The sequence below is a fragment of the Bosea sp. BIWAKO-01 genome (assembly GCF_001748145.1).
GTDB lineage: Bacteria > Pseudomonadota > Alphaproteobacteria > Rhizobiales > Beijerinckiaceae > Allobosea.
In genome coordinates, this window is record NZ_BCQA01000001.1 from 1,222,076 (window position 1) to 1,243,583 (window position 21,508).

Below are 21,508 nucleotides of genomic sequence, written 5' to 3' on the forward strand. Positions count from 1 at the left end.
TGCGGCATGGAAAAATCAGCAGCCGAAATTCTCCGTGAGTATGGTCCCTTTCCGGGTGTCGACCACGTCCACGGATTGACCTTTGATGGCCAACACGTCTGGTTCGCGTCCGGCGACAAGCTGAGCGCGCTCGACCCTGCCAGCGGGAAGACGGTTCGCTCGATCGAGGTGGCAGCACATGCCGGAACGGCCTTCGACGGCCAGCACCTGTTTCAGCTTGCCGAAAGCCGCATTCAGAAGATCGATCCGAAGACCGGCCACGTGCTTGCGACGATCCCCGCCCCGGGCGGCGGCGGCGACTCGGGGCTCGCCTGGGCCGAAGGGACGCTCTGGGTGGGTCAGTACCGGGACCGGAAGATCCATCAGATCGATCCCGAAACAGGGACGATTCTTCGCACCATCGAGTCCAACCGCTTCGTCACGGGCGTCACCTGGAGCGACCAGGAACTCTGGCATGGCACCTGGGACGGTGACGAGAGCGACTTGAGACGCGTCGACCCTCGAACGGGAGAGGTCCTGGAGACGCTTGATCTGCCGCCCGGCATGGGCGTGTCGGGCCTCGAGGCCGACGGTGGTGATCAGTTCTTCTGCGGCGGCGGAAACAGCGGCAAGATAAGAGCCGTCCGCCGACCGAGGCGCCTGGCTTAGGTCCCGATGTCCCGCCGGGCGCGCCCCGCCTGCATCGCAGTTCAGTTCGTCAGGACGGTGAACTCAGTCTCGATCGACGAGCAGTGTCGCTGATGATCGAAGCCGTAGATATGGATCGAGATCGCGTCCATGCTGCCGAGATTCTGCATGCGATGGATGTTGGGACCTGAGGGCAGCATGCAGCCCACGAAGCCGGGCATGCGCGCATGCTCCTGGGTGGGGACGGCACGGCTCTCGTCGACAGCGCGGTACCAGGTCTCGGTGACCGTACCGCTGATCACCCCGAAGCAGCAGGAGCAGTGGTGATCGTGGATCGACGTCGCTGCGCCGGGGCTCCAGACCATAGCCCAGACGCTGACCCCATCGTCGCCCGCAAGAAGGTTCCGGGCATAGCTGCCAGGCTTGCGCTCCAATGGCAGGCGGAGAATGCCTTCCGGATTGGCAACGATCTCTTCGAGCACCGCGCGGGCCGCCTTGAGGTAATCCCGGGAGAGGGTGCCGCTATCCGTCCGCAGGATCTGCAGCACATCTGCGCGCCTGCCCTCGCTCAAAAACCCCTGCATGGCGCGAACTCCCCTCTCCATCGCTTGCAGCAAGGATAACCCGGGAGGCGGGAAACGCATTTGCGATCTCGGTCAAAAATTCCCCATCTCTAGAAACTCATGCCAATTTTTTCTCTATCCTTGAAATTTGCTACTCATTCGATGATCAAACAGGCAACCGGATCGCGCGATCGCATGAGGGACCATGGCCAAGCTGGATGAGTTCGATCTCAGAATTCTCTCCTGCCTGCAGAGGGACGCCAGCATGCCGCTGGCCGAGCTCGCCGCAGAGGTTGGCCTCTCGGCCACTCCGTGCTGGCGCCGCGTGCAGAAGCTGGAAGGCAGCGGCCTCATTCGAAAGCGGGTGGCGCTGCTCGACCGGACAAGGCTGGGAGCCGGCGTAACCGTCTTCATCGCGGTCAAGACGAGCCGCCACTCGATGGAGTGGCTTGAGCGCTTCCACGCCGCCGTCGCCGACCTGCCCGAGATCGTCGATTTCTATCGGATGAGCGGCGAAATCGATTATCTGCTCAAGGCCTTCGTGCCCGATATCGCGGCCTATGACGCCCTCTACAAGAAGCTGATTTCACGCGTCGATCTCAACGACGTGACCTCCATGTTCGCAATGGAGGAGCTCAAGTCGACAACTGCGATCCCGCTAACCTTCGCCAAGGACGGTTCCTGAGCCCGGAGCAAGCGCCAGCAGCTGTCGCGCGCCAGTCCACCGGTCGCGCCATGCTCGGCAACCGCCGGCAGCCCCGGGAGATTCGCGTCCGGATCGGGCTCGGCCCCGTCAATGTCCGTGGTGACATTGTGCGTGGTCGGCCAGGGCCTCGATGATCGCACAGTCGCAAGCCTTGACGCCGCCCGAGCAGGTGGTGGCGATGCGAGCGAGCTCGGTCTCCAGCGAGCGCAGCTTCGCAATCTTGTCGCGGACCTCGTCGAGATGGCTGACCGCGATCGCATGGGCTTCATCGCAGGCCATCGCCGGATTGTCGGAGAGGCGGAGCAAGGTCCGGATGCCCTCGACCGGGAAGCCGAGATCGCGCGCGTGCTTGATGAAGGCGAGCCGCTCGATATGGCGACGTCCGTAGCGGCGCTGATTGCCTTCCGAACGCTCGGGTGGCGGCAGCAGCCCGACCTGCTCATAATAGCGAATGGTCTCGACCTTGACCCCGGTCCGATCGGAAAGTCCGCCGATCGGAACCACCCGTTCGAGTTTTTTTGCCTCCAGCATGATTTCCCTCTTGAACCTCTAGTCACTCCAGATTGTACATGGGGTGTCTCACAAGCCCGTCAAGCGGAGACAAGTCATGTCCAGCACTGCCCAAGCCAAGCCGCAGCTCCTGAGCTGGAAGGTCGGCGGCATGGACTGCGCAAGCTGCGCGGCGACCATTCGCGGCGCGGTGGAGCGCCTGCCCGGCGTCAGCGACGTCAAGCTTTCCGTCATGGCCGAGACGCTGTCGCTGGCCCTCGACGAGAGCCGCACCAAGCCGGCGGCAATCGAAAAGCGCGTCGCCAGTCTTGGCTACACCACGACCTCGATCCGGGCGAAAACGGCACCTGTCGCTGAGACCAATTCCAATACTGCCCAAAGCAATGCGATCCAAACCAAGTCGCAGCTCCTGAGCTGGAAGGTCGGCGGCATGGACTGCGCGAGCTGCGCGGCGACCATTCGCGGCGCAGTCGAGCGCCTGCCTGGCGTCAGCGACGTCAAGCTTTCCGTCATGGCCGAGACGCTGTCGCTGGCTCTCGACGAAAGCCGCACCAAACCGGAAGCGATCGAAAAGCGCGTCGCAAGTCTCGGATACACAACGACCTCGATCCAGACGAAGACGCCGGCTGCTGCACCCAAGCCGGTACATGTTCACGGTCCCGGCTGCTCCCATGACGATCATGATCACCATGATCACAGCCATGCTGCACCCAAGCCGGCGCATGTTCACGGTCCCGGCTGCGCCCATGACGATCACGATCACCACGATCACAGCCATGCCGCCTCCAAGCCGGCCCATGTTCACGGCCCTGGTTGCTCCCATGACGATCATGATCACCATGATCACGGTCACAGCCACGCGCATGCCCATTCGCACGCCGGTGAAGCGAAAGCCGCGGCACGAACGGACGACCATGGACACGGCCTGCCCGGCCATGTCCACGAAGCGACGCCGAAGGGCGTCTCCTGGTATCAGACCAACAAGGGCCGGCTCGTTCTCGGCACCGGCGCCCTGCTCGGCAGCGCCTGGACCGCGGGCCTGATCTGGCCGGCCGCGGCCCATTGGGCCTTCATTCTCGCCTGCGTGATCGGCGTCACCCCCGTGGCACGGCGCGCCTTCGCCGCCGCCCGCGCCGGCATGCCCTTCACCATCGAAATGCTGATGACGATCGCTGCCGCCGGCGCGCTCTTCATCGGCGCGGCGGAGGAGGCGGCCCTCGTCGTCTTCCTCTTCGCCGTCGGTGAGGTGCTCGAAGGCGTCGCCGCCGATCGGGCGCGTGCCTCGATCCGCGCGCTTGGCGACCTCGTTCCCAAGACCGCCCTCGTCGAGGAAAACGGCGCAACCCGCCAGGTCGATGCGGCCCAGCTTGCGATCGGACAGACCGTTCTCGTCCGTCCGGGCGACCGTATCCCTGCCGATGGCGACATCACCGACGGTATCTCCGGAATCGACGAGAGCCCGGTCACCGGCGAATCCGTGCCGAAGACGAAGGGCGTCGGCGAACCGGTGTTTGCGGGCTCGGTCAATCGCGAAGCCGCACTGCGTGTGCGGGTGACCAAGGCGGCGCAGGACAACACGATCGCCCGCATCATCCGGCTGGTCGAAGAGGCGCAGGAAGCGCGCGCACCGACCGAGCGCTTCATCGACCGGTTCTCGCGCGTCTACATGCCGGCGATCGTCGGTCTTGCGCTCGCCGTCGCACTCGTCCCGCCGCTGTTCTTCGGAGGTGAATGGGCGGTCTGGATCTATCGGGCCCTGGCGCTGCTGCTGATCGGCTGCCCCTGCGCACTCGTCATCTCGGTTCCCGCCGCGATCGCCGCCGCGCTCTCCTCCGGCGCCCGGCAGGGCCTGCTGATGAAGGGCGGTGTCGTCATCGAGACCGCCGCGAAGACCGGGGTCGTCGCCTTCGACAAGACCGGCACGCTGACCGAGGGGCGCCCACGCGTCACCGAGGTCATCAGCCTCGGCAAGCCCGAGACCGACGTGATCGCCCTTGCCGCGGCAGTCGAGACCGGCTCGAGCCATCCGCTGGCGGAGGCGGTCCTGGCGCGTGCGAAGCAGGATGGCATCGCGATCCGCCCGGCCTCCGAGGCAGCCGCCATCCCCGGTCAGGGTGTCACCGGCACGCTCGATGGCATCTCGATCTTCGTCGGCGCACCGCGTCACGCGACCAGGCGCGCCGAATTCGACGCCAAGGCCAGCGCTGCGGTCGAACAGCTCGAATCGGCTGGCAAGACAGTGGCGGCCGTGATCGCGAACGGCGCCCTCGCCGGCCTGATCGCACTGCGCGACGAACCGCGAGCCGATGCCGCGACAGCAGTCGCAGAGCTGAAGGATCTCGGCGTCCGCTCCATCATGCTGACCGGCGACAATGCCCGTACCGGTGCAGCCATCGCCCGCGCACTCGGCCTGGATCACAAGGCCGAGCTGATGCCCGACGACAAGGTCACGGCGATCAAGGCGCTTGGCGCCGACGCGCCCGTGATGATGGTCGGCGACGGCATCAACGATGCCCCGGCGCTCGCGGCAGCATCTGTTGGCGTCGCCATGGGGTCCGGCACCGATGTCGCCCTGGAGACCGCCGATGGCGCGGTGCTGAAGAGCCGTGTGCGCGACATCGCTGCGATGATCCGGCTGGCGCGGGCCACGATGGGCAATATCCGCACCAATATCACGATTGCACTCGGGCTGAAGGCGGTCTTCCTGGTCACCAGCGTGCTCGGCTATACCGGGCTCTGGGTCGCGATCCTGGCCGATACCGGCGCGACCGTGATCGTCACGGCCAATGCACTGCGCCTTCTGCGTTTCGACGCGGGCAAGGCCGGCTGATCAAGGGAACGGAAGCCTGCCCATGAGTCCGATGGAGATCGCGAGCTATCTGATGGTCGTAGTCTACGTCATCAGCTTCCTCGCGATGTCGGCCATCCTGGCGAAGGAAGCCGGGCGGCCGATCTGGCTGTTCGGCAAGGGCTCGGAACCGCAGGGCGTGCCGGCCCTGCTCTTCCGGATCGCCTTCATCGGCGGCGTCCTCTGGCCCCTCGGCCTGGCGATCTTCGGCAACCCGATCAAGGCCGACCCGTTGGCAATCTGGCTCGACGGTCCCTGGTTCGACGTGTTCGGCCATCTTCTCGTTGTCGTCGGCGCCTGCATCGCCATCATCTCGCAGCGTTTCATGGGCGCCTCCTGGCGCATCGGAGCGGCTGAGGGCGAGCTTGGTCCCATCGTCGATGGCGGTCCCTTCGCGATCTCGCGCAATCCGGTCTTCGTCGGCCAGGCCGTCCTGTTCACCGGCCTCTTCATCGTGCTGCCCAATCTGATCCAGATCGCTTTGACACTGGCGCTCTTCGCGGCGATCGCCCTTCAGGTCAGGATCGAGGAGCGCGTTCTGGCAGCCTCGCTCGGCGAACCCTATCGCGATTATCAGCGCCGCGTCCGGCGTTGGATCGGGACCAGGCGCCCGCGCACCGCCCCTGCGCGGTAGGCTTTCATTCACCATCCCAACGCTTCCGCCGCTGCACGCATGACGGGCAACGTTGCCGTAATCTTCGCCCGCAATTTGCGCGGTGTTCGACTGATCCGATCCACGGATTCGGGAGCAAGGAGACGCGGCGAGGCCCCCGGCTGCCGCGAGGAGTTATCGATGCATCGTTCAATCCCGATCATGAGCCTCTGCCTGCTGGCAGTGCTTGCGGTCCCAGCGGCTGCGGCGGATCGCCCGGTGCCGCGCACCCAGCAATGGCCGACCCACACCCAGCCGCTTCGCTATAATTGGAACGGCGTCTATGCCGGTATTCACGCTGGCGGCGCATTCGACCGGTTCACAGGAGTGACCAAGAAGAGCCGCAACGAGATGCTGCTCGGCGGCCAGCTCGGCTACAACGTCCAGACCGGCAGCATGGTCTATGGTCTCGAGGGCGATATCTCGATGAACGGCTTCGGCAAGGGTTCGTCGCGCTACGCCGTCGGCACCAGCGCCGACACGCGCTATGTCGGAACCGTCAAGGCCCGCGCCGGCGTCGCCTTCGACCGCGTTCTCGTCTATGGCACCGGCGGTCTTGCCTATGGCAACATCAAGGCGACGAATAACGGCCTCTCGAAGACGAAGAGCAAGGTCGGCTATGTCGTCGGCGGCGGCGTCGAGTACGGCGTCACCGAGAACCTGTCGGCGAAGGTCGAGTACAACTACGCCTCGCTTGGCAAGCAGAACTTCCAGTTCGGCTCGGCCCGCACCAAGGTCGGTGTCAACGAGCATCTGGTCAAAGCCGGTGTGAACTACCGGTTCTGACCTGCAGCAATATCCGGAGCCCGGTCGCTCCGGGCCCGAATAACCTACGGCCCAGAGGCCGTTCACGAGCATGGATGGGTCGTGATGCGTTTGAAGAGCTGCCCCGAGCTTTTCTGCAGCGCGTTCCAGCCATGGCCTACGGCAGGAACGACATGCGCGCTCTGATTGTCGAAGACGAACCGGAGCTGATGTCGTTCCTGTCGTCCCTCCTGCTTGGTGCAGGTTTCATTGTCGACCGCACCAGCAGTGTCGAAGCGGCGCTAGCCGCCCTCAAAACGGCGCCCTTCGACATCGCCGTCGTCGACCGGCGTCTGCCGGACGGCGACGGCCTGTCGATCGTCAAGGCGATGAAGACGGTGGAACCCCGCCCCGCCTTCCTGATCCTGACCGCGCGAGATGCGAAATCCGATGTGATCGACGGCCTCAATGGCGGCGCGGACGACTACCTGGTCAAGCCCTTCGAACCGGGCGAGCTGATAGCCCGCATCAGGGTCATTGCGCGGCGCCGCTATCCCGGCCGCTCGCTGGTGATCTCGGCGGGCAATCTCTCGATCGACATCGAGGGGCGCAACGCCTCGGTCTTGGCCGTTCCCCTCGACCTGCGACGGCGCGAGGCGCTGATCCTGGAAGCGCTGGTCCAGCGCGCCGGGCGTGTCGTCACCCGCAACGTCCTGATCGAAGCGGTCTATGGCTTCGATGACCTGATCGAGTCCAACACGCTCGAAGCCCAGATCTCGCGGCTGCGCCGCAAGCTCAAGGAAGCTGCCGCGAATGTCGAGATCTCGTCGCTGCGCGGCATCGGCTACATCCTGAGGAAGTCCGAACAGCCCGTGTGAGGCCGCAGGGCTCGCTCCCTGTCACCAATCGGCCCGGATCATCAGTCCGGATATCGTATCGGGTCTGATGATCTGGCCGTCTGTGCTTGCATCGGCTTTCCCGGAAATCCGCATTCCCCGTTTCGGGCCGCTGCGTTTGCCGGTCATTCTCCTTCAGAGAACAGCAGGCGGATGGTCGTGCCGCCGCCGCGCGTCGCCAGGACGGTCAATGTCCCGCGATGTGCGGTCATGATGTCACGCACGATGGTGAGGCCGAGCCCCGCTCCGGTCGAGCGCGGCGACATGCGGTTGAACGCCTCCGTCACTTCCGAGCGCTGGGTCGCAGCGATGCCGATCCCGTCATCCGCCACCTCCAGCACGACGCCATCGATGACCCGCACGATGATGCTGGATTTCGCCTGGGCATGACGAAGCGCGTTATCGATCAGATTGGCCACAGCGGCGCGAACGGTGGCTTCGTTGGCCATGATCGTTCGCGTGTCGTCACCCTCCTCCTCGAGCGCCACGTCGATCGCGTTCTGCAGGATCAGCGGCGCGAGATCGACGAGCACGTCACGGGCCACGCTGTTGAGCTGAACCGGCTCGAACGGCAGATCGGTGCTGTGCAGCCGGGCGAGCTGCAGCATCGACGAGACGATTGTCGTCAGCCGGTTCACATCGGTCGCCAATGCGGTGCGCACGATGTCATCGGAGACAGTGTCGATCTTGGTCCGCATGACGGCGAGCGGCGTACGCAATTCGTGAGCGACGTTGTTCATGAAGCGCCGTTGCACGTCCATGTTGCTGGCGATCTGGTCGAGCGCTGAGTTCAGCGCCGTCGTCAGCGGCATCAGCTCGACCGGCGTTTCCTGTGTCGGCAGCAAGCCTCGCGGCGCCCTGGGATCGATGCTGGCCGCGGCTTCGGCCGCACGCCGCAGCCGCGCGGTGATATAGGAAACCGACATGGCGATCGCAGAGGCGATGATGACCCCGAAGATGAACGAGATGACCAGCGCCGGAATCGCGATGGCCCGCAGGAAATAAGCAAGAATCAGGTCCCATCCCGGACGCCCGCCGCCCGTCGCGACGATGACGCGGCTGCCTTCCATCTCGATGATGTCGAAGGCCAGGCCATTGTCGCCGCCGCCGCCGACCCGCATCTGCGCAGCAATCGTCGGTCCATCGAGCCTGACATCGATCGGAAGGCTCGGCCGCAATTCTGGGGCATACTCGACAACGGACCGTCCGTCGGAAACCAGATACCAGAGTCTGGGGCTGGCGCTCTCGATCGTGACCAAGGTCGGCGTCTTCTCCACCCGCAACCCGTCAGCCGCAGTCTGACGCACGCCTTGCCGAATAATCTCGGAGGTCACATCGTTGCGTAGCGCCCCAGGATCCTCGGTAATGAAAGTGAAGGCCAGCACTGCAGCGATGACCGCCGCGAAGAGGGCGAAGCCGAGCAGCGTCAGCCGGATCGTCAAGGCGCGTGAGAGCGAGGTCACCGGCAGCCCCCGGAGCGAAGATTTGCCGCGCACGCATCGGACAGCGCCCGATTGCGCTGGAGCGTCAGGCGCTTCACTGTCGTGGTGCTCGTCGAGCTATGAATCGTCACGGAGCCTCTGTGCGGTTATGGCTTGCGAATCCGGGGACCGCGCCCGCAGCCCATGTCCATGGACTGCATCCCCATCTTCGTTCAACCCTCCCTCGAGTCTGCTTGTCTCATGAGTGCGCACAGAGCCAGATCGGGAGAGCTGCGCTTGCGCATTGCCTTGGCCGCCATGCTCGCGCTGCTGTTCTGCCTGACGCAGGGCGCCCAGGCCGAGGAGACGATCAGACCGGGTCAACTGCCGACCGCTCCGGGGCGCGACATTCTGGGCCTCGTCGAACGGGCGTTCGACACCGCTTCCAAGACGGTCAGTATCCCCGTGGAGCGCTCCCTTTCGCTCTTCGGAGAGCCGAACGCCTATATTGTCGGCGGAGAGGTCAGTGGCTCCTTCGTCGTTGGCGGCCGACACGGTGTCGGTGAGCTCCGCTTCGCCGACGGCATGCCCTCCCCGGTGACATGGTCGGCCCTCTCCGTCGGGATCGGGCTCGGAGCCGATTACGGGCGGGTGATCATGCTGGTCTACGGCCTCGACCGACATGAAGACGTCTTCGGGGTCTATGCCAGCCTCGGCGGCGGCGCGCATTTTGTGGCCGGCGCCAATGCGATGGTCCTCGCCTCCGACAGGGCCCGGATCGTGCTGATCTCCTCCGGGCTCGGCCTGCGATTGTCGGGGGAACTCAGCCGCATCCGCATCGAGCCTGCGAATGATCGCGGCGTCCTGCGCCCTCCTGCGAACATCTGCGCCAACCCGGCCGATTGCGCACCACCGGGCCGACGCTAAGAGGAAGACAAGCACGGTCGGACCGAACGCCTCGCGCGCGTCAGGCGCGATGCCCGAGATGCTGATGCGCCATCGCATGCAACTCGTCGAGCCGGGCGGTGATCTCCAACGCCGTCAGGTTGATCTCGCGCTCGTCGGCGCATTCGCGAACATAGAGCGGCTCGGACCAGACAACGCAACCCCGTCCGAACGGCAAGGCGATGCTGGCCTTGTCCCAATTGTCGAGATCGACGCGTGCCGTCGTCACTGCGGCGAAGAGATAGATCGGGCGGCCCGACGCCCGCGCCAACTGAATGGCGCCCCTGCCCGCAACCCGCGAAACCTTCGGCACATCGGCCGTCAGCAGCACGCTGGTGTCACCGCGCAACGCGTCGCGCATCTCGATGAAGGCTGGAACGCCGCGCTTGGCCTGAACTTTTCGCCGGCTTTGCGTGCCAGACCCTCGAATCACGCGGTAGCCGGCGCGCTCCATGGCGGAGGCAACGACGGAGCCGTCGAAATGGAGCGAGGCCAGCACGGCGGTCTTCGGCGCCCCATCCAGGGCGACGAGGCTCAGCATCTGCTGGCCATGCCAGGTCATGGCGATGAACGGTTCGCGGCTCCGCTCCCAGGGCCGCGCTCCGGGGATCACCGGCTTGAAGCGCGTGGTTTGCGCCACGAGGTTCAGATACGCATGCAGCGCGCGACCCGCGAGGGCCGCGGATCGTTCTTCCCTGAGATGCATCGCCCCAATCTCCACGGTGAATCACCGGAAGTGGTCGGCGCGTTGGCTTGCTGGAACATTGCACGGGCAGGTTGCGGGCCCCAAATGGCGAAAGGAGCGGCATGCCCCGTTGCCGGGGGCGCTCGCCCTGCCTATCCTGCCAAGGGTCAGTTTCCTCCAAGTCGGGTTTCATGCCAGCCAAGGATATCGCGATAGCGGGATGCGGCCCGGCAGGGCTGGCGGCCGCACTGATGCTGCATCGCGACGGACATCGGGTCAGGCTGTTCGAGCGCTTCGAGACACCTCGTCCCGTCGGGTCCGGTCTGATGATCCAGCCGACCGGTCTCGCCGTCCTCCGGGAATTGAAGCTCGCCGAAGCCACCCTCGCGGCGGGGGCCAGGATCGACCGGCTCTTCGGGCGCGCCGAACCGTCGCAGCACATCGTGCTCGACGTGCGCTACGCGGCACTTGGACAGGATGCCGGCCATGGCATCGGCATTCATCGCGCTGCGCTGTTCGACATCCTGCATGATGCCGCACGAGAAGCCGGAATTGCGGTCGAGGGAGGCCGCAGCGTGGCCTCAAGCGAAATCGTCGGGGCGAACAGGCGCGCGCTCATCTTTGCCGACGGCACACGGACGGAGCCCTTCGACCTTATCGTGGATGCCCTTGGCACGATGAGCCCGCTCGCGCGCCATCAGGGCCGGCCGCTGGCCTATGGCGCGCTCTGGGCCAGTCTCGATTGGCCACACAGTGCGGGCTTCGACATGGCGACGCTGGAACAGCGCTATATCCGCGCGAGCACGATGGTCGGGGTCCTGCCCATCGGCCGGCTGGCCCAAGGGCCCACCGCAAAGGCAGCCTTCTTCTGGTCGCTGCGCTGCGACGGTCTCTCGGACTGGCAGCGCTCCGGACTTGCGGCATGGAAGGCGGACGTCCTCAAGCTGTGGCCGGCAACTGCGCCCCTGCTCGCGCAGATCGAAACGCCGGATCAACTGACTTTCGCACGCTATGCCCACAGGACCACGCCCGTCCCGACGGAGCCTGGCCTGATCCATATCGGCGATTCCTGGCATTCGACGAGCCCGCAGCTCGGTCAGGGAGCCAATATGGCGCTACTCGACGCCTTCGCGCTCGCAAAGGCCCTGCGCGACGGGAACGAGGCGACGACCGCGCCAGGCCTCGCCATCGCCGCGCGCCGGCGACATGTCTGGCTCTATCAGACCATGAGCGCGCTGTTCACCCCGGTCTATCAATCCGACAGCCGGGTCCTGCCTCTGCTGCGCGATCGGATCGCCGGGCCGCTGGCCCGGATCTGGCCGGCGCCTGCCATCCTGGCGGCGATGGTCAGCGGTTTGATCGGCGCTCCCCTGAAACGGCTCGGCCTGCGTGCCCCGGCAGCCGTCCGGCTGGGCGACGCAATCGAGGCGCAGACCCGGGGCCGGCGCCTGATCGTGTTTGACGGTGAATGCGTGATGTGCTCGCGACAGGCACAATTCGTCATGCGCCATGACCATGAACGCCGCTTCACGCTCACCACCGCGCAAGGGCCCCTTGGCCAGGAACTCTATCATCGCCTCGGGTTCCCCCGGCAGGACTTCAAGACGATGCTGCTGGTCGAGGACGGCCGTGTCTTGAGCCAGTCGGACGCCGTCATCGCCATCGCGGCAAAGCTGGGCTGGCCCTGGCGCATCGCAGTGGCGGCACGTGTCATTCCACGCCCACTGCGCGACCGGCTCTATCGCCTGGTTGCCCGTAATCGCTACCGCTGGTTCGGCCGACGCGAAACCTGCTGGCGCCCCACTCCGGACATGGCGGACCGTATCCTGTGAAGGCTCTGCTGCTCGGCGGCTATGGCGGCTTCGGAGCCCGCATCGCCCGGCGCCTGACCCTGTCGGAACTTCGCAGCAGAACGCGCCGGACCGAGCCCGGCGCGTTCTGGCTGGATGAGGTCGTCAGGCTGCGCACCGCGGCAGCAGCCTGGGTTCGGTCAGGCGGCTTCCGCCAATTCTGCTTCCGCCTCGACATGCTTCAGCGGCTTGTTCCCGGTCAGGGCCCGCATCAGCACGTAGAAGACCGGCGTCAGGAAGATGCCGAAGGCGGTGACGCCGATCATGCCGGCAAAGACCGCGATGCCCATCGCCTGCCGCATCTCGGCGCCGGCGCCGGTCGAGATCACCAGCGGGACCACGCCCATGATGAAGGCGAGCGAGGTCATCAGGATCGGACGCAGGCGCAGACGGCTGGCCTCGATCGCAGCCTCGACCGGCGTCTTGCCCTCGAACTCCAGTTCGCGGGCGAACTCGACGATCAGGATCGCATTCTTCGCGGATAGCCCGACCAGCACGACGAGACCGATCTGGGTGAAGACGTTGTTGTCACCACCGCTCCACCAGACACCGGCCATGGCGGCGAGCAGGCCCATGGGGATGATCAGGATGATCGCGATCGGCAGCGTCAGGCTCTCATACTGGGCAGCGAGCACCAGGAAGACGAGCAGGATCGCGATCGGGAAGACGATCAGCGAGGAGTTGCCCGCCAGGATCTCCTGATAGGTCAGGTCGGTCCATTCGAAGGCAAAGCCCTTCGGCAGCGTCTCGTTGGCAATGCGCTCCGCCGCCGCCTGGGCCTGCCCCGACGAGAAGCCGGGCGCGGGGCCGGCATTGATGTCGGCGGCCAGGAAGCCGTTATAGCGCATCGCCCGTTCCGGCCCGGCATCGGCACGCACGTTCAGCACGGCACTGAGCGGCACCATCTCGCCCGAGGTCGAACGGACCCGGAGCTTGCCGATATCCTCCTGATAGGCCCGGAAGGGCGCATCAGCCTGGACACGGACCGTGTAAGTCCGGCCGAACTTGTTGAAATCGTTGACATAGGACGAGCCGAGATAGATCTGCAGCGTCTCGAAGACATCGGTCACCGGCACGCCGAGCTGGCGGGCCTTGGTGCGGTCGATATCGGCATAGAGCTGCGGCACATTCACCTGGAAGCTCGAGAACATGCCGGCAAGCTCAGGCGCCGTCGCAGCCTTGGCCATGAAAGCCTTGGTCGCTTCGTCCAGCGCCTTGTAGCCAAGGCCGGCACGGTCCTCGATCTGCAGCTTGAAGCCGCCGATCGTGCCGAGCCCCTGCACCGGCGGCGGCGGGAACATGGCGATGAACGCCTCCTTGATGCCGGCGAACTCCTTGTTGAGCTGCATGGCGATCGCGGCGCCATTGAGCGAGGGGTCCTTGCGCTGCTCGAAGGGCTTCAGCGTCACGAAGACGATGCCGGCATTCGACGAGTTGGTGAAGCCGTTGATCGAGAGGCCGGGGAAGGACACCGCACTCTGGACACCGGGATGCTTCAAGGCGATCTCGCCCATCTTGCGGATGACGTCCTCGGTGCGGTCGAGCGTGGCGGCATCGGGCAGCTGCGCGAAGCCGACGAGATACTGTTTGTCCTGGCCGGGCACGAAGCCGCCCGGGACAGTGCGGAACAGCACGACCGTCAGGCCGACGAGCACGAGATAGACCGCCATCATCGCCGTCTTACGGGTCAGGATGCGGCGCACGCCGCCGCCATAGGCCTGCGAGCTCCGGTTGAAGAAGCGGTTGAAGCCGCGGAAAAACCAGCCGAACAGCTTGTCCATGACGCGGGTCAGCGCGTCCTTCGGGGCGTGGTGCGAACGCAGCAGCAGCGCGGCAAGCGCCGGCGACAACGTCAGCGAGTTGATCGCCGAGATCACCGTCGAGATTGCGATGGTCAGCGCGAACTGGCGATAGAACTGGCCGGTCAAGCCGCTGATGAAGGCGAGCGGTACGAAAACCGCGACCAGCACCAGTGCAATCGCGATGATCGGACCGGAGACCTCGCGCATCGCCTTGTAGGTCGCCTGGCGCGGCTCCAGCCCCTGCTCGATATTGCGCTCGACATTCTCGACCACGACGATGGCGTCGTCGACGACGATGCCGATGGCGAGCACGAGGCCGAACAGGCTGAGCGCGTTGATCGAGAAGCCGAAGAGATACATCACGGCAAAGGTGCCGATAACCGAGACCGGCACGGCGACCAGCGGGATGATCGAGGCCCGCCAGGTCTGCAGGAAGACGATGACGACGAGCACGACCAGCGCGATGGCCTCGAGCAGCGTGGTGATGACGGCCTTGATCGAGGCGCGCACGAACTGGGTCGTGTCGTAGACGATCGCGTAGTCCACGCCTTCCGGCATGTTCTGCTTGATCTCGCGCATCACCGCCTGGACGTTGTCGGCGATGGCGATGGCATTCGAGCCCGGCGCCTGGAAGACCGGCACCGCGACCGCCGACTTGTTGTCGAGCAGCGAGCGCAAAGCATAGTCGGCCGCGCCGAGCTCGATGCGCGCGACATCCTTCAGCCGCGTCACAGCCCCGGTCGGGCTGGTGCGGATGATGATCTCGCCGAACTCCTCCTCATTCTGAAGGCGGCCCTGGGCATTGACCGAGAGCTGGAGATCGAGCCCCGGGGCGTTCGGCGAAGCGCCGATGACGCCGGCGGCAGCCTGGACGTTCTGCGCGCGGATTTCGCGCACGATATCGCTGGGCGAAAGCCCGTGCTCGGAAACCTTCTGCGGATCGAGCCAGACGCGCAGCGAATAGTCGCCCGAGCCGAAGAGCTGGACCTGGCCGACACCGTCGATGCGCGCCAGCCTGTCCTTGACGTTCAGGACCGCGTAATTGCGCAGATAGGTCATGTCGTAGCGGTCGTTCGGCGAGGTGATGTGCACCACCATCGTCAGGTCCGGCGAGCTCTTGATGGTGGTGACGCCGAGCCGCCGCACCTCTTCCGGCAAGCGCGGTTCCGCCTGCGAGACGCGGTTCTGCACGAGCTGCTGTGCCTTGTCTGGATCGGTGCCGAGCTTGAAAGTGACGTTCAGCGTCATCACGCCGTCGGTCGTCGCCTGGCTGGACATATAGAGCATGCCCTCGACGCCGTTGATCTGCTCCTCGATCGGCGTGGCCACGGTTTCGGCGATGACGCGAGGATTGGCGCCCGGGTACTGCGCGCGCACCACGACGGTCGGTGGCACCACTTCGGGATATTCGGAGATCGGTAGCACGCGCAGCGAGAGCAGGCCGGCAACCAGGATGAGAACCGACAGCACGCCCGCGAAGATCGGGCGATCGATGAAGAACTTGGAGATATTCATGAGATGCCCCCTTCGGGCGTCCCGGGCCTGACGACGGGCGTCATCACGCGACGTCGTCAGCACCCGAGTTCTGATAGGCGTCCCAGCTCAGCGCTGGGCGATTTCCGTGGGTCCTACACCGGCCACCCGGCGCAGCTCTGACTTCTCGGCCATCGGCACCTGCTCGGGTGCGACAGCTGCGCCCGGGCGAATGCGCTGCAGGCCGTTGACGACGATCCTCTCGCCCGGCTTGAGCCCGGCGGTGACGATGCGCAGCCCTTCATTGGCCGAGCCGAGCGTCACCTCGCGCCAGCTCGCCTTGAGGTCCTCTCCGACGACGAAGACGAACTTCTTGTTCTGGTCGGTCCCGATCGCGCGCTCATTGATCACCAGCGCAGGCTCGGTCCGGGCCTGGCCCATGCGCAGGCGCACGAACTGGCCCGGCATCAGCGTGCCATCGGGATTGTCGAAGATCGCCCGCACCCGAACGGTGCCGCTACCGACATCGACGCTGTTGTCGACGAACTGCAGCCGGCCGGTGATCGGCGTGCCGTCCTGCGTCGCCGTGCCCATCTGGACCGGGATGCGCTCCAGCGCACGCGGACCATCCGAGACCGGCAGCGAGCCGAGTGCCTTCAGCACCGTGTTCTCATCCGCATTGAAGCTGGCATAGATCGGATCGACCGAAACCAGCGTCGTCATCAGCGAAGCACCGGCTCCTGCTGCGACAAGATTGCCGACGGTCACCTCGAGCCGCCCGATCCGGCCGCTGATCGGCGCCCTGATCTGGGTGTAGTCGAGGTTCAGCCGCGCGGTCTGCAGGGCTGCCTGGGCGGCGCGGTGATTGGCCTGCGCTTCACGAAGAGCATTCAGACGGGCATCGAGATCGCGCTGCGACACGTTCTGCGTCGTCATCAGCTTCTGGCCGCGCTCATGCTCGTTGGCGGCGAGCGCCACCCGGGCTTCGGCGGCCAGGACCTGGGCCTGGGCGCGTTCGAACTCGGCGAGATAGGGCGCCTGGTCGATGCTGATCAGCAGGTCGCCCTGCTTGACGAGGTTGCCCTGCTTGAAGTGCACGGCCTCGACGACGCCGGCGACGCGCGAGCGCACATCGACGCGCTCGATCGCCTCCAGGCGGCCTGAGAATTCGGCCCAGCTGGTCAGCTCACGCTGCTCGACGAGCGCGACCGAAACCGGGGTCGCCTGCGCGGCCGCCGGAGCGGTGTCACTCTGGGCCTTGTCGGAGCCGTTCATCACAAGCAGGACGGCGGCGAGAGAGATGGTGGCGGCCAGGCTTCCGCCCAGCAGGCCATGACGGATCGTTCCCTGAATCATGGGTTCATTCCTTGCGAGAGAAGAGAGGATCAGTGAGTGGCGCTGGCCTGGATCAGGACGGCGCGGTGGATTTGAAGAACTCGGTTACATGCTCACATGCCAGGCAGAGGCAGGAACCTTCCTTGGGAGCCTCGGCATAGGCACCGGGCCAATTGGTTGGCGCAGTCTGCACGTAGCGGCTGACTGCGACACCCGCTTCCTGCAGCCGGCAGGCATAGCTGGCGCATTCGTCACGCAGCGGATCATCCTCCGCCGTGATCAGCAGGGCAGGAGCCAATCCGGCGAGCCGGGAGGCGTTGAGCGGCGCGGCGTAGGGATGAGCCGCCTTGTCCGGCGAACCCAGATAATCGTGCCAGCCATCGGCCCAGCGACATCCCACGGGACCGGCATCGGCCTCGCGCAGCGAATAGGTCCCAAGGCAGGAATCCAGCATCGGCGAGAGCAGGATCTGGCCGGCGAGCGGCGGTCCCTGCCGGTCCCGGACCATCATGGCGAGGGCCGCGGCCAGGTTGCCGCCGGCTTCTTCACCAGCGACGTAGAATGGGGCGCTTTTCGCGACCCAGCGGCTGCGCGCCTTGTAGAGCGCCAGCAAGCCACCAAATACGGCCTCCAGCACATCGGGGAAACGGTGCATTGGCGCGAGCGGATAATCGACCGAAACGACAGCGGCACCGGCGCGAGCCAGGATCGTCGCAACCGCCTCTCCGCTTGCCAACGAGCCCTCGTTGAAGGTGCCGCCATGCAGGTGCATGACCAGCGCAGTGTTGCGGTTGAGCTCTGCCGGGATGAACACACGCGCTGCCAGCGAGACTGGCTTGGCAGCGATCACCTCGTCCCGCCATGTGACGGCGATGGGGCGGTCGAGGGTGGCGGCGGTCTGAGCGGACATGGCGTGTCCCGGCGGCTTCTGTTGCAATGCAACCTGATTTAGATCATCGTGTTTTGGCAATAAACACTCACTGAGCTCATTCATTATTTCCATATGGAAACAATCGAAGAAGCGACCTGCTAGAGAAAGCCATGGACCAGCTCAGCGCCATGCGCGCCTTTGTCCGCGTCGTCGAAGCCGGAACCTTCACCCGTGCCGCCGATCTGCTCGACATGCCCAAGCCGACGGTGACCAAGCAGATCCAGCAGCTTGAATCGCATCTCCACGCCAAACTGCTCAACCGCACCACACGGCGCGTGACGGTAACGATGGACGGGGCGGCCTATTACGAGCGTGCGCTCAGGGTCCTGAACGAAATCGACGAACTGGACGGCAGCATGGCCTCGTCACAGGCCCGGCCGAGCGGGCGTCTGCGCGTCGACGTCAGCGCGCCGCTGGCCATGCGCGTCATCATACCGAACCTGCCGGAATTCCATGCGCGCTACCCCGACATCCAGCTCGATCTCGGCCTCAGCGACCGGCCTGCCGATCTGCTGGCGGAGAATCTCGATTGCGCCGTCCGGGCCGGCGAGATCAGCGACCAGAGCCTGATCGCCCGGCGCATCGGCGAGATGTATCTCGTGACCTGCGCCTCCCCCTCCTATGTCCAGCGCCATGGCGAACCCCAGCATCCAACCGACCTCGAGGGCGATCATTTCATCGTCGGCTATCGCTATGCCGGAACCAGTCGTACAGCCCCCTTCACCTATGCCGACGGCAAGGAAAGCCACGAGATCAGGGGACGCTTCGTCGTATCGCTGAACGAAGGTGCGGGTTACGTAGCTGCTGCGGTGGCGGGGCTCGGCGTCGTTCAGGCACCCACCTTCATGGTGCAGGAGGATATCGCCGCCGGCCGGCTCGTGCCGCTGCTGACGAACTGGTGCTCGACTCCCAAGCCGCTGCACATCGTCTACCCACCGAACCGTCATCTCAGCAACAAGGTGCGTGTCTTCGTCGACTGGCTGGCCGAGCTCTTCGCCAAGGACGATCTGATCCAGCGGCGCTCCAGCCTGCCGCACTGCGCCTAGGACGCAAGGCACCGCTCCCGGACGCCGGCCCAGCCCCAGCGGAGAGCATCATTGAGCCATTGAGACGCACCAAGCCGCAGGGACACGATACGTGTCGATCCCTGCGGCCTGGCACGCCATCCCACCTCGCGCCCCAAGACTGTTCAGGCGACCGGGCTCATGCTGCCTGCGAGCTCGCCGTCGGCTTCACATTCTGGTTCATGCGAAACAGGTTCGTCGGGTCGTAGCGCCGCTTCAGCTCGGCAAGGCGATGGTAGCTGCCGCCGTAGGCCGCCTGAACGCGGTCCATCTCGTCTGCCGGCATGAAGTTGATATAGGCCGTTCCGGCTGAATACGGCCTGGCGGCATCGAAGAGCGCGCGCGCCCAGCCGATACAGGCCTGGTCCATGCCCTGTTCGCGCCAGCGCGCGTGAACATTCATGACGAAATGGGAGCTGCGCTGCGGAAAGGCGGTCGCATCCGCCGCAACGCGGCCGGCCGCTCCACCGACATGGCCGATGAAGATCTCGCATTCCGGCCCAGGCAGGCGACGCACCGCGCCAACCAGGATCCTGATCGTCGCGTCGGAGAGTTCGGTGAAGTCGTGGCTCTTCCAGTAGTTGCGGGCACCGGGAGTGAGCAACGGGTCGAAGGCCTGTTGCCACGCCGCGAAAGGTGCAGGTCCCACCACGTCGGCGATCGGCTTTCCGATGGAGCGCAGCCTGGCGGTCGCTTTCTGGCCTTCGGCGATGTCGCCGCAGTAGCACATCGCGAGGACCAGAACTTCCTTGCCATGCCACTCGGCCGGCAGGAACGGCAGAGGCGGCGCTTGCCGCATCACGACCCAACAGGTCAGCTCATCGGGCGCCACTTCAAGCGCCTGACGATATTCCTTCAGAACCGTCTCGGCATCATCGAACGGATGCACGACCAGGCCTGCCAGGACCTCCGGGCCCAGCTTGTGAAGCCGAAATTCGAAGGAGGTAACCACCCCGAAATTTCCGCCGCCGCCACGCAGTGCCCAGAACAGGTCGGGATTTTCCGACTGGCTTGCGCGCCTGAGTTCGCCATCGGCCGTCACCACCTCGACCGAGAGAAGATTGTCCACGGTCAGACCGAACTTCCTCGTGATCCAGCCAAAGCCCCCACCCAGCGTCAGCCCAGCGATGCCCGTCGTCGAATTGATGCCCGTCGGCACCGCCAGACCGAAGGCCTGCGTTTCCTTGTCGACATCTGCAAGGATTGCGCCCGGCTCGACCCAGGCGCGCTGCGATGCTGCGTCGACTCGGACCGATTTCATCGATGACAGGTCGATCATCAGGCCGCCGTCGCAGACGGCGTTTCCGGCAATGCCATGCCCGCCGCCACGCACCGAGACGAGCAGCCCGTTGTCCCGCGCAAATCGCACGGCACTGACGACATCGGCAGCCACCGCACAGCGTATGATCAGGCCGGGCCGGCGATCGACCATCCCATTCCAGATCGCGCGCGCATCATCATAGGCTGCATCCGTCTCGTCGAGCAGGCTTCCCTGAAGCTGCGCGGCGAACGCCTCGATGGCCGAGGCGCTGATCGTCTTCTTTCCGGCTGCCAGTGTGGTGAGGCTGTGGGCTCGCATGGTCGCTCCTCCCGAATGGGTGATGAACGCTTAGCCCCCGCCGGGAGAGTTCTGCGCCGGCGCCCGGCCGCATTCAGTGATCCAGATCACAGAGGCCCGGGCTTCGACACCTCACCCGATGGACTCTTGAAATGGCGATCGTCCTCCCGCGCATCAAGCTCCGCCGCCACCGCAGCGATGCCGCCAAAGGCGAAACGCTGGAAATGGGCGACCATCTCGTCGACGGCGCCGCGATCCGATGCCAGGTCGGGAAAGATCTGCGCGAGGACCTGGCGGTTGCCGACGAGCATCACCACGAAGGGCGCAATGACCGTGAGACAGCACCGGGCAACGACGGGGTGATCATGCGGCACTCCCAGGATTTCGCCGACGATCCCGGTGACGATGCGCTTCTTCGGGAGAATCTCCCGATCCCTCAGCACGGCGAAGGCGGGTGACGGAGCCAGCACCTCACGGCTCAGGACCCGCAAGGACCAGCTCGAGGAAGCCGGCCCCATGATCGTGCGGACGACGAGACCGATCAGGGTGCGAAGCTTGTCCTCCGGAGCCTCCGGCGCCTGTGCCAGCTTGAGCAGCCGATCATAGGTCAGCAGGCGGCGATGCGCCTCGACCAGTACCTCGGCATAGAGCCCGTCGATGCCGCCATAATAGTAATTCACGGCCGCAGAATTACTGCCCGCCCGCTCGGCGATCTCCTTGCCCGTGGCGCGATCAAAGCCCTTTTCCGCAAAGACCTCTCCGGCCGCATCGAGTATCTGAGCCTTGGTGGCCGCACCATCCTCGCGGCGGCCGGGCTGTTTTCGAGGAGTCGCTCGTTTCATGAACGGAGCTTAACGCCCATCAAGAAATTTTGAAAGATGGAATTTAAATTCTAATT

General features: G+C 65.2%; 18 protein-coding genes. 9 read left to right on the forward strand and 9 right to left on the reverse strand.

All coding sequences use genetic code 11. From position 1 onward, the window contains the following. Positions 1-6 precede the first annotated feature (6 nt). Positions 7-648 carry a Vgb family protein gene (locus tag BIWAKO_RS05560; RefSeq protein ID WP_069877686.1) on the forward strand — a complete coding sequence of 214 codons (642 nt, stop codon included), beginning with the start codon at positions 7-9 and terminating at the stop codon, positions 646-648. A gap of 41 nt (positions 649-689) precedes the next feature. Here the strand turns inward: BIWAKO_RS05560 and BIWAKO_RS05565 are convergent, their stop codons facing one another. Then, entirely contained in the window at positions 690-1,211 is a 522-nt protein-coding gene (locus BIWAKO_RS05565) for a cysteine dioxygenase (protein WP_069877687.1), read from the reverse strand. Between the two features lie 193 nt (positions 1,212-1,404). On the opposite strand from BIWAKO_RS05565, the gene BIWAKO_RS05570 reads away from it, so the two are divergent. Next, complete coding sequence (locus BIWAKO_RS05570) at positions 1,405-1,875, forward strand: Lrp/AsnC family transcriptional regulator (RefSeq protein ID WP_201788685.1); 471 nt, start codon at positions 1,405-1,407, stop codon at positions 1,873-1,875. Positions 1,876-1,983: 108 nt separating this feature from the next. Here BIWAKO_RS05570 and BIWAKO_RS05575 read toward each other — a convergent pair whose 3' ends face one another. Next, on the reverse strand, positions 1,984-2,400 hold the full coding sequence (locus BIWAKO_RS05575) for a MerR family transcriptional regulator (protein WP_176733457.1): 417 nt from the start codon (positions 2,398-2,400) through the stop codon (positions 1,984-1,986). A gap of 103 nt (positions 2,401-2,503) precedes the next feature. Between BIWAKO_RS05575 and BIWAKO_RS05580 the strand changes: the two genes are divergently transcribed. From BIWAKO_RS05580 to BIWAKO_RS05595, 4 genes are all read left to right on the forward strand, one after another. Continuing rightward, entirely contained in the window at positions 2,504-5,236 is a 2,733-nt protein-coding gene (locus BIWAKO_RS05580; protein ID WP_069877690.1) for a heavy metal translocating P-type ATPase, read from the forward strand. A gap of 22 nt (positions 5,237-5,258) precedes the next feature. After that, positions 5,259-5,888, forward strand: coding sequence for a methyltransferase family protein (locus tag BIWAKO_RS05585; protein WP_176733268.1), 630 nt, complete (start codon positions 5,259-5,261; stop codon positions 5,886-5,888). 159 nt (positions 5,889-6,047) lie between these two features. Continuing rightward, entirely contained in the window at positions 6,048-6,692 is a 645-nt protein-coding gene (locus BIWAKO_RS05590; protein WP_069882204.1) for an outer membrane protein, read from the forward strand. 152 nt (positions 6,693-6,844) lie between these two features. After that, complete coding sequence (locus tag BIWAKO_RS05595) at positions 6,845-7,528, forward strand: response regulator transcription factor (protein ID WP_069882205.1); 684 nt, start codon at positions 6,845-6,847, stop codon at positions 7,526-7,528. A 143-nt stretch (positions 7,529-7,671) separates the two neighbouring features. On the opposite strand, the gene BIWAKO_RS05600 is transcribed toward BIWAKO_RS05595, so the two are convergent. Further along, positions 7,672-9,009: a sensor histidine kinase gene (locus BIWAKO_RS05600; protein WP_141739996.1), complete on the reverse strand. Its 1,338-nt coding sequence runs from the start codon at positions 9,007-9,009 to the stop codon at positions 7,672-7,674. A 255-nt stretch (positions 9,010-9,264) separates the two neighbouring features. Here BIWAKO_RS05600 and BIWAKO_RS05605 point away from each other — a divergent pair, with 255 nt between their 5' ends. Further along, positions 9,265-9,894: an EipA family protein gene (locus tag BIWAKO_RS05605; protein ID WP_176733269.1), complete on the forward strand. Its 630-nt coding sequence runs from the start codon at positions 9,265-9,267 to the stop codon at positions 9,892-9,894. Positions 9,895-9,934: 40 nt separating this feature from the next. Here BIWAKO_RS05605 and BIWAKO_RS05610 read toward each other — a convergent pair whose 3' ends face one another. Further along, a complete protein-coding gene (locus BIWAKO_RS05610) occupies positions 9,935-10,618 on the reverse strand; it encodes a lysophospholipid acyltransferase family protein (protein WP_069877694.1) in 684 nt (227 codons plus the stop codon). A 170-nt stretch (positions 10,619-10,788) separates the two neighbouring features. Between BIWAKO_RS05610 and BIWAKO_RS05615 the strand changes: the two genes are divergently transcribed. After that, entirely contained in the window at positions 10,789-12,429 is a 1,641-nt protein-coding gene (locus BIWAKO_RS05615) for a DCC1-like thiol-disulfide oxidoreductase family protein (RefSeq protein ID WP_069877695.1), read from the forward strand. A 158-nt stretch (positions 12,430-12,587) separates the two neighbouring features. Here the strand turns inward: BIWAKO_RS05615 and BIWAKO_RS05620 are convergent, their stop codons facing one another. The 3 genes from BIWAKO_RS05620 to BIWAKO_RS05630 form a co-directional block, all read right to left on the reverse strand. After that, positions 12,588-15,764 (reverse strand): efflux RND transporter permease subunit, encoded by a 3,177-nt coding sequence (locus BIWAKO_RS05620; protein WP_069877696.1) that lies wholly within the window; start codon positions 15,762-15,764, stop codon positions 12,588-12,590. Positions 15,765-15,851: 87 nt separating this feature from the next. Next, positions 15,852-17,078 (reverse strand): efflux RND transporter periplasmic adaptor subunit, encoded by a 1,227-nt coding sequence (locus BIWAKO_RS05625; protein WP_069877697.1) that lies wholly within the window; start codon positions 17,076-17,078, stop codon positions 15,852-15,854. Between the two features lie 52 nt (positions 17,079-17,130). Continuing rightward, on the reverse strand, positions 17,131-17,967 hold the full coding sequence (locus BIWAKO_RS05630) for an alpha/beta hydrolase fold domain-containing protein (protein ID WP_069877698.1): 837 nt from the start codon (positions 17,965-17,967) through the stop codon (positions 17,131-17,133). A 131-nt stretch (positions 17,968-18,098) separates the two neighbouring features. Here BIWAKO_RS05630 and BIWAKO_RS05635 point away from each other — a divergent pair, with 131 nt between their 5' ends. Then, a complete protein-coding gene (locus BIWAKO_RS05635) occupies positions 18,099-19,034 on the forward strand; it encodes a LysR family transcriptional regulator (RefSeq protein ID WP_069877699.1) in 936 nt (311 codons plus the stop codon). 157 nt (positions 19,035-19,191) lie between these two features. Here BIWAKO_RS05635 and BIWAKO_RS05640 read toward each other — a convergent pair whose 3' ends face one another. Both BIWAKO_RS05640 and BIWAKO_RS05645 read right to left on the reverse strand, forming a co-directional pair. Next, positions 19,192-20,631 carry an FAD-binding oxidoreductase gene (locus tag BIWAKO_RS05640; RefSeq protein ID WP_069877700.1) on the reverse strand — a complete coding sequence of 480 codons (1,440 nt, stop codon included), beginning with the start codon at positions 20,629-20,631 and terminating at the stop codon, positions 19,192-19,194. Positions 20,632-20,717: 86 nt separating this feature from the next. Further along, the gene (locus tag BIWAKO_RS05645) at positions 20,718-21,452 is read right to left on the reverse strand and encodes a TetR/AcrR family transcriptional regulator (protein ID WP_069877701.1); all 735 of its coding nucleotides are present in this window, start codon (positions 21,450-21,452) and stop codon (positions 20,718-20,720) included. Between the last annotated feature and the right edge of the window lie 56 nt (positions 21,453-21,508).

What these genes read in the sequence shown, in the direction of transcription:
- BIWAKO_RS05560 (WP_069877686.1), top strand. Translation starts at nt 7, where the DNA reads ATGGAAAAATCAGCAGCCGAAATTCTCCGTGAGTATGGTCCCTTTCCG.
- BIWAKO_RS05620 (WP_069877696.1), bottom strand. Translation starts at nt 15,764, where the DNA reads ATGAATATCTCCAAGTTCTTCATCGATCGCCCGATCTTCGCGGGCGTG.
- BIWAKO_RS05610 (WP_069877694.1), bottom strand. Translation starts at nt 10,618, where the DNA reads ATGCATCTCAGGGAAGAACGATCCGCGGCCCTCGCGGGTCGCGCGCTG.
- BIWAKO_RS05585 (WP_176733268.1), top strand. Translation starts at nt 5,259, where the DNA reads ATGAGTCCGATGGAGATCGCGAGCTATCTGATGGTCGTAGTCTACGTC.
- BIWAKO_RS05595 (WP_069882205.1), top strand. Translation starts at nt 6,845, where the DNA reads ATGCGCGCTCTGATTGTCGAAGACGAACCGGAGCTGATGTCGTTCCTG.
- BIWAKO_RS05625 (WP_069877697.1), bottom strand. Translation starts at nt 17,078, where the DNA reads ATGATTCAGGGAACGATCCGTCATGGCCTGCTGGGCGGAAGCCTGGCC.
- BIWAKO_RS05590 (WP_069882204.1), top strand. Translation starts at nt 6,048, where the DNA reads ATGCATCGTTCAATCCCGATCATGAGCCTCTGCCTGCTGGCAGTGCTT.
- BIWAKO_RS05580 (WP_069877690.1), top strand. Translation starts at nt 2,504, where the DNA reads ATGTCCAGCACTGCCCAAGCCAAGCCGCAGCTCCTGAGCTGGAAGGTC.
- BIWAKO_RS05565 (WP_069877687.1), bottom strand. Translation starts at nt 1,211, where the DNA reads ATGCAGGGGTTTTTGAGCGAGGGCAGGCGCGCAGATGTGCTGCAGATC.
- BIWAKO_RS05615 (WP_069877695.1), top strand. Translation starts at nt 10,789, where the DNA reads ATGCCAGCCAAGGATATCGCGATAGCGGGATGCGGCCCGGCAGGGCTG.
- BIWAKO_RS05630 (WP_069877698.1), bottom strand. Translation starts at nt 17,967, where the DNA reads ATGTCCGCTCAGACCGCCGCCACCCTCGACCGCCCCATCGCCGTCACA.
- BIWAKO_RS05635 (WP_069877699.1), top strand. Translation starts at nt 18,099, where the DNA reads ATGGACCAGCTCAGCGCCATGCGCGCCTTTGTCCGCGTCGTCGAAGCC.
- BIWAKO_RS05640 (WP_069877700.1), bottom strand. Translation starts at nt 20,631, where the DNA reads ATGCGAGCCCACAGCCTCACCACACTGGCAGCCGGAAAGAAGACGATC.
- BIWAKO_RS05645 (WP_069877701.1), bottom strand. Translation starts at nt 21,452, where the DNA reads ATGAAACGAGCGACTCCTCGAAAACAGCCCGGCCGCCGCGAGGATGGT.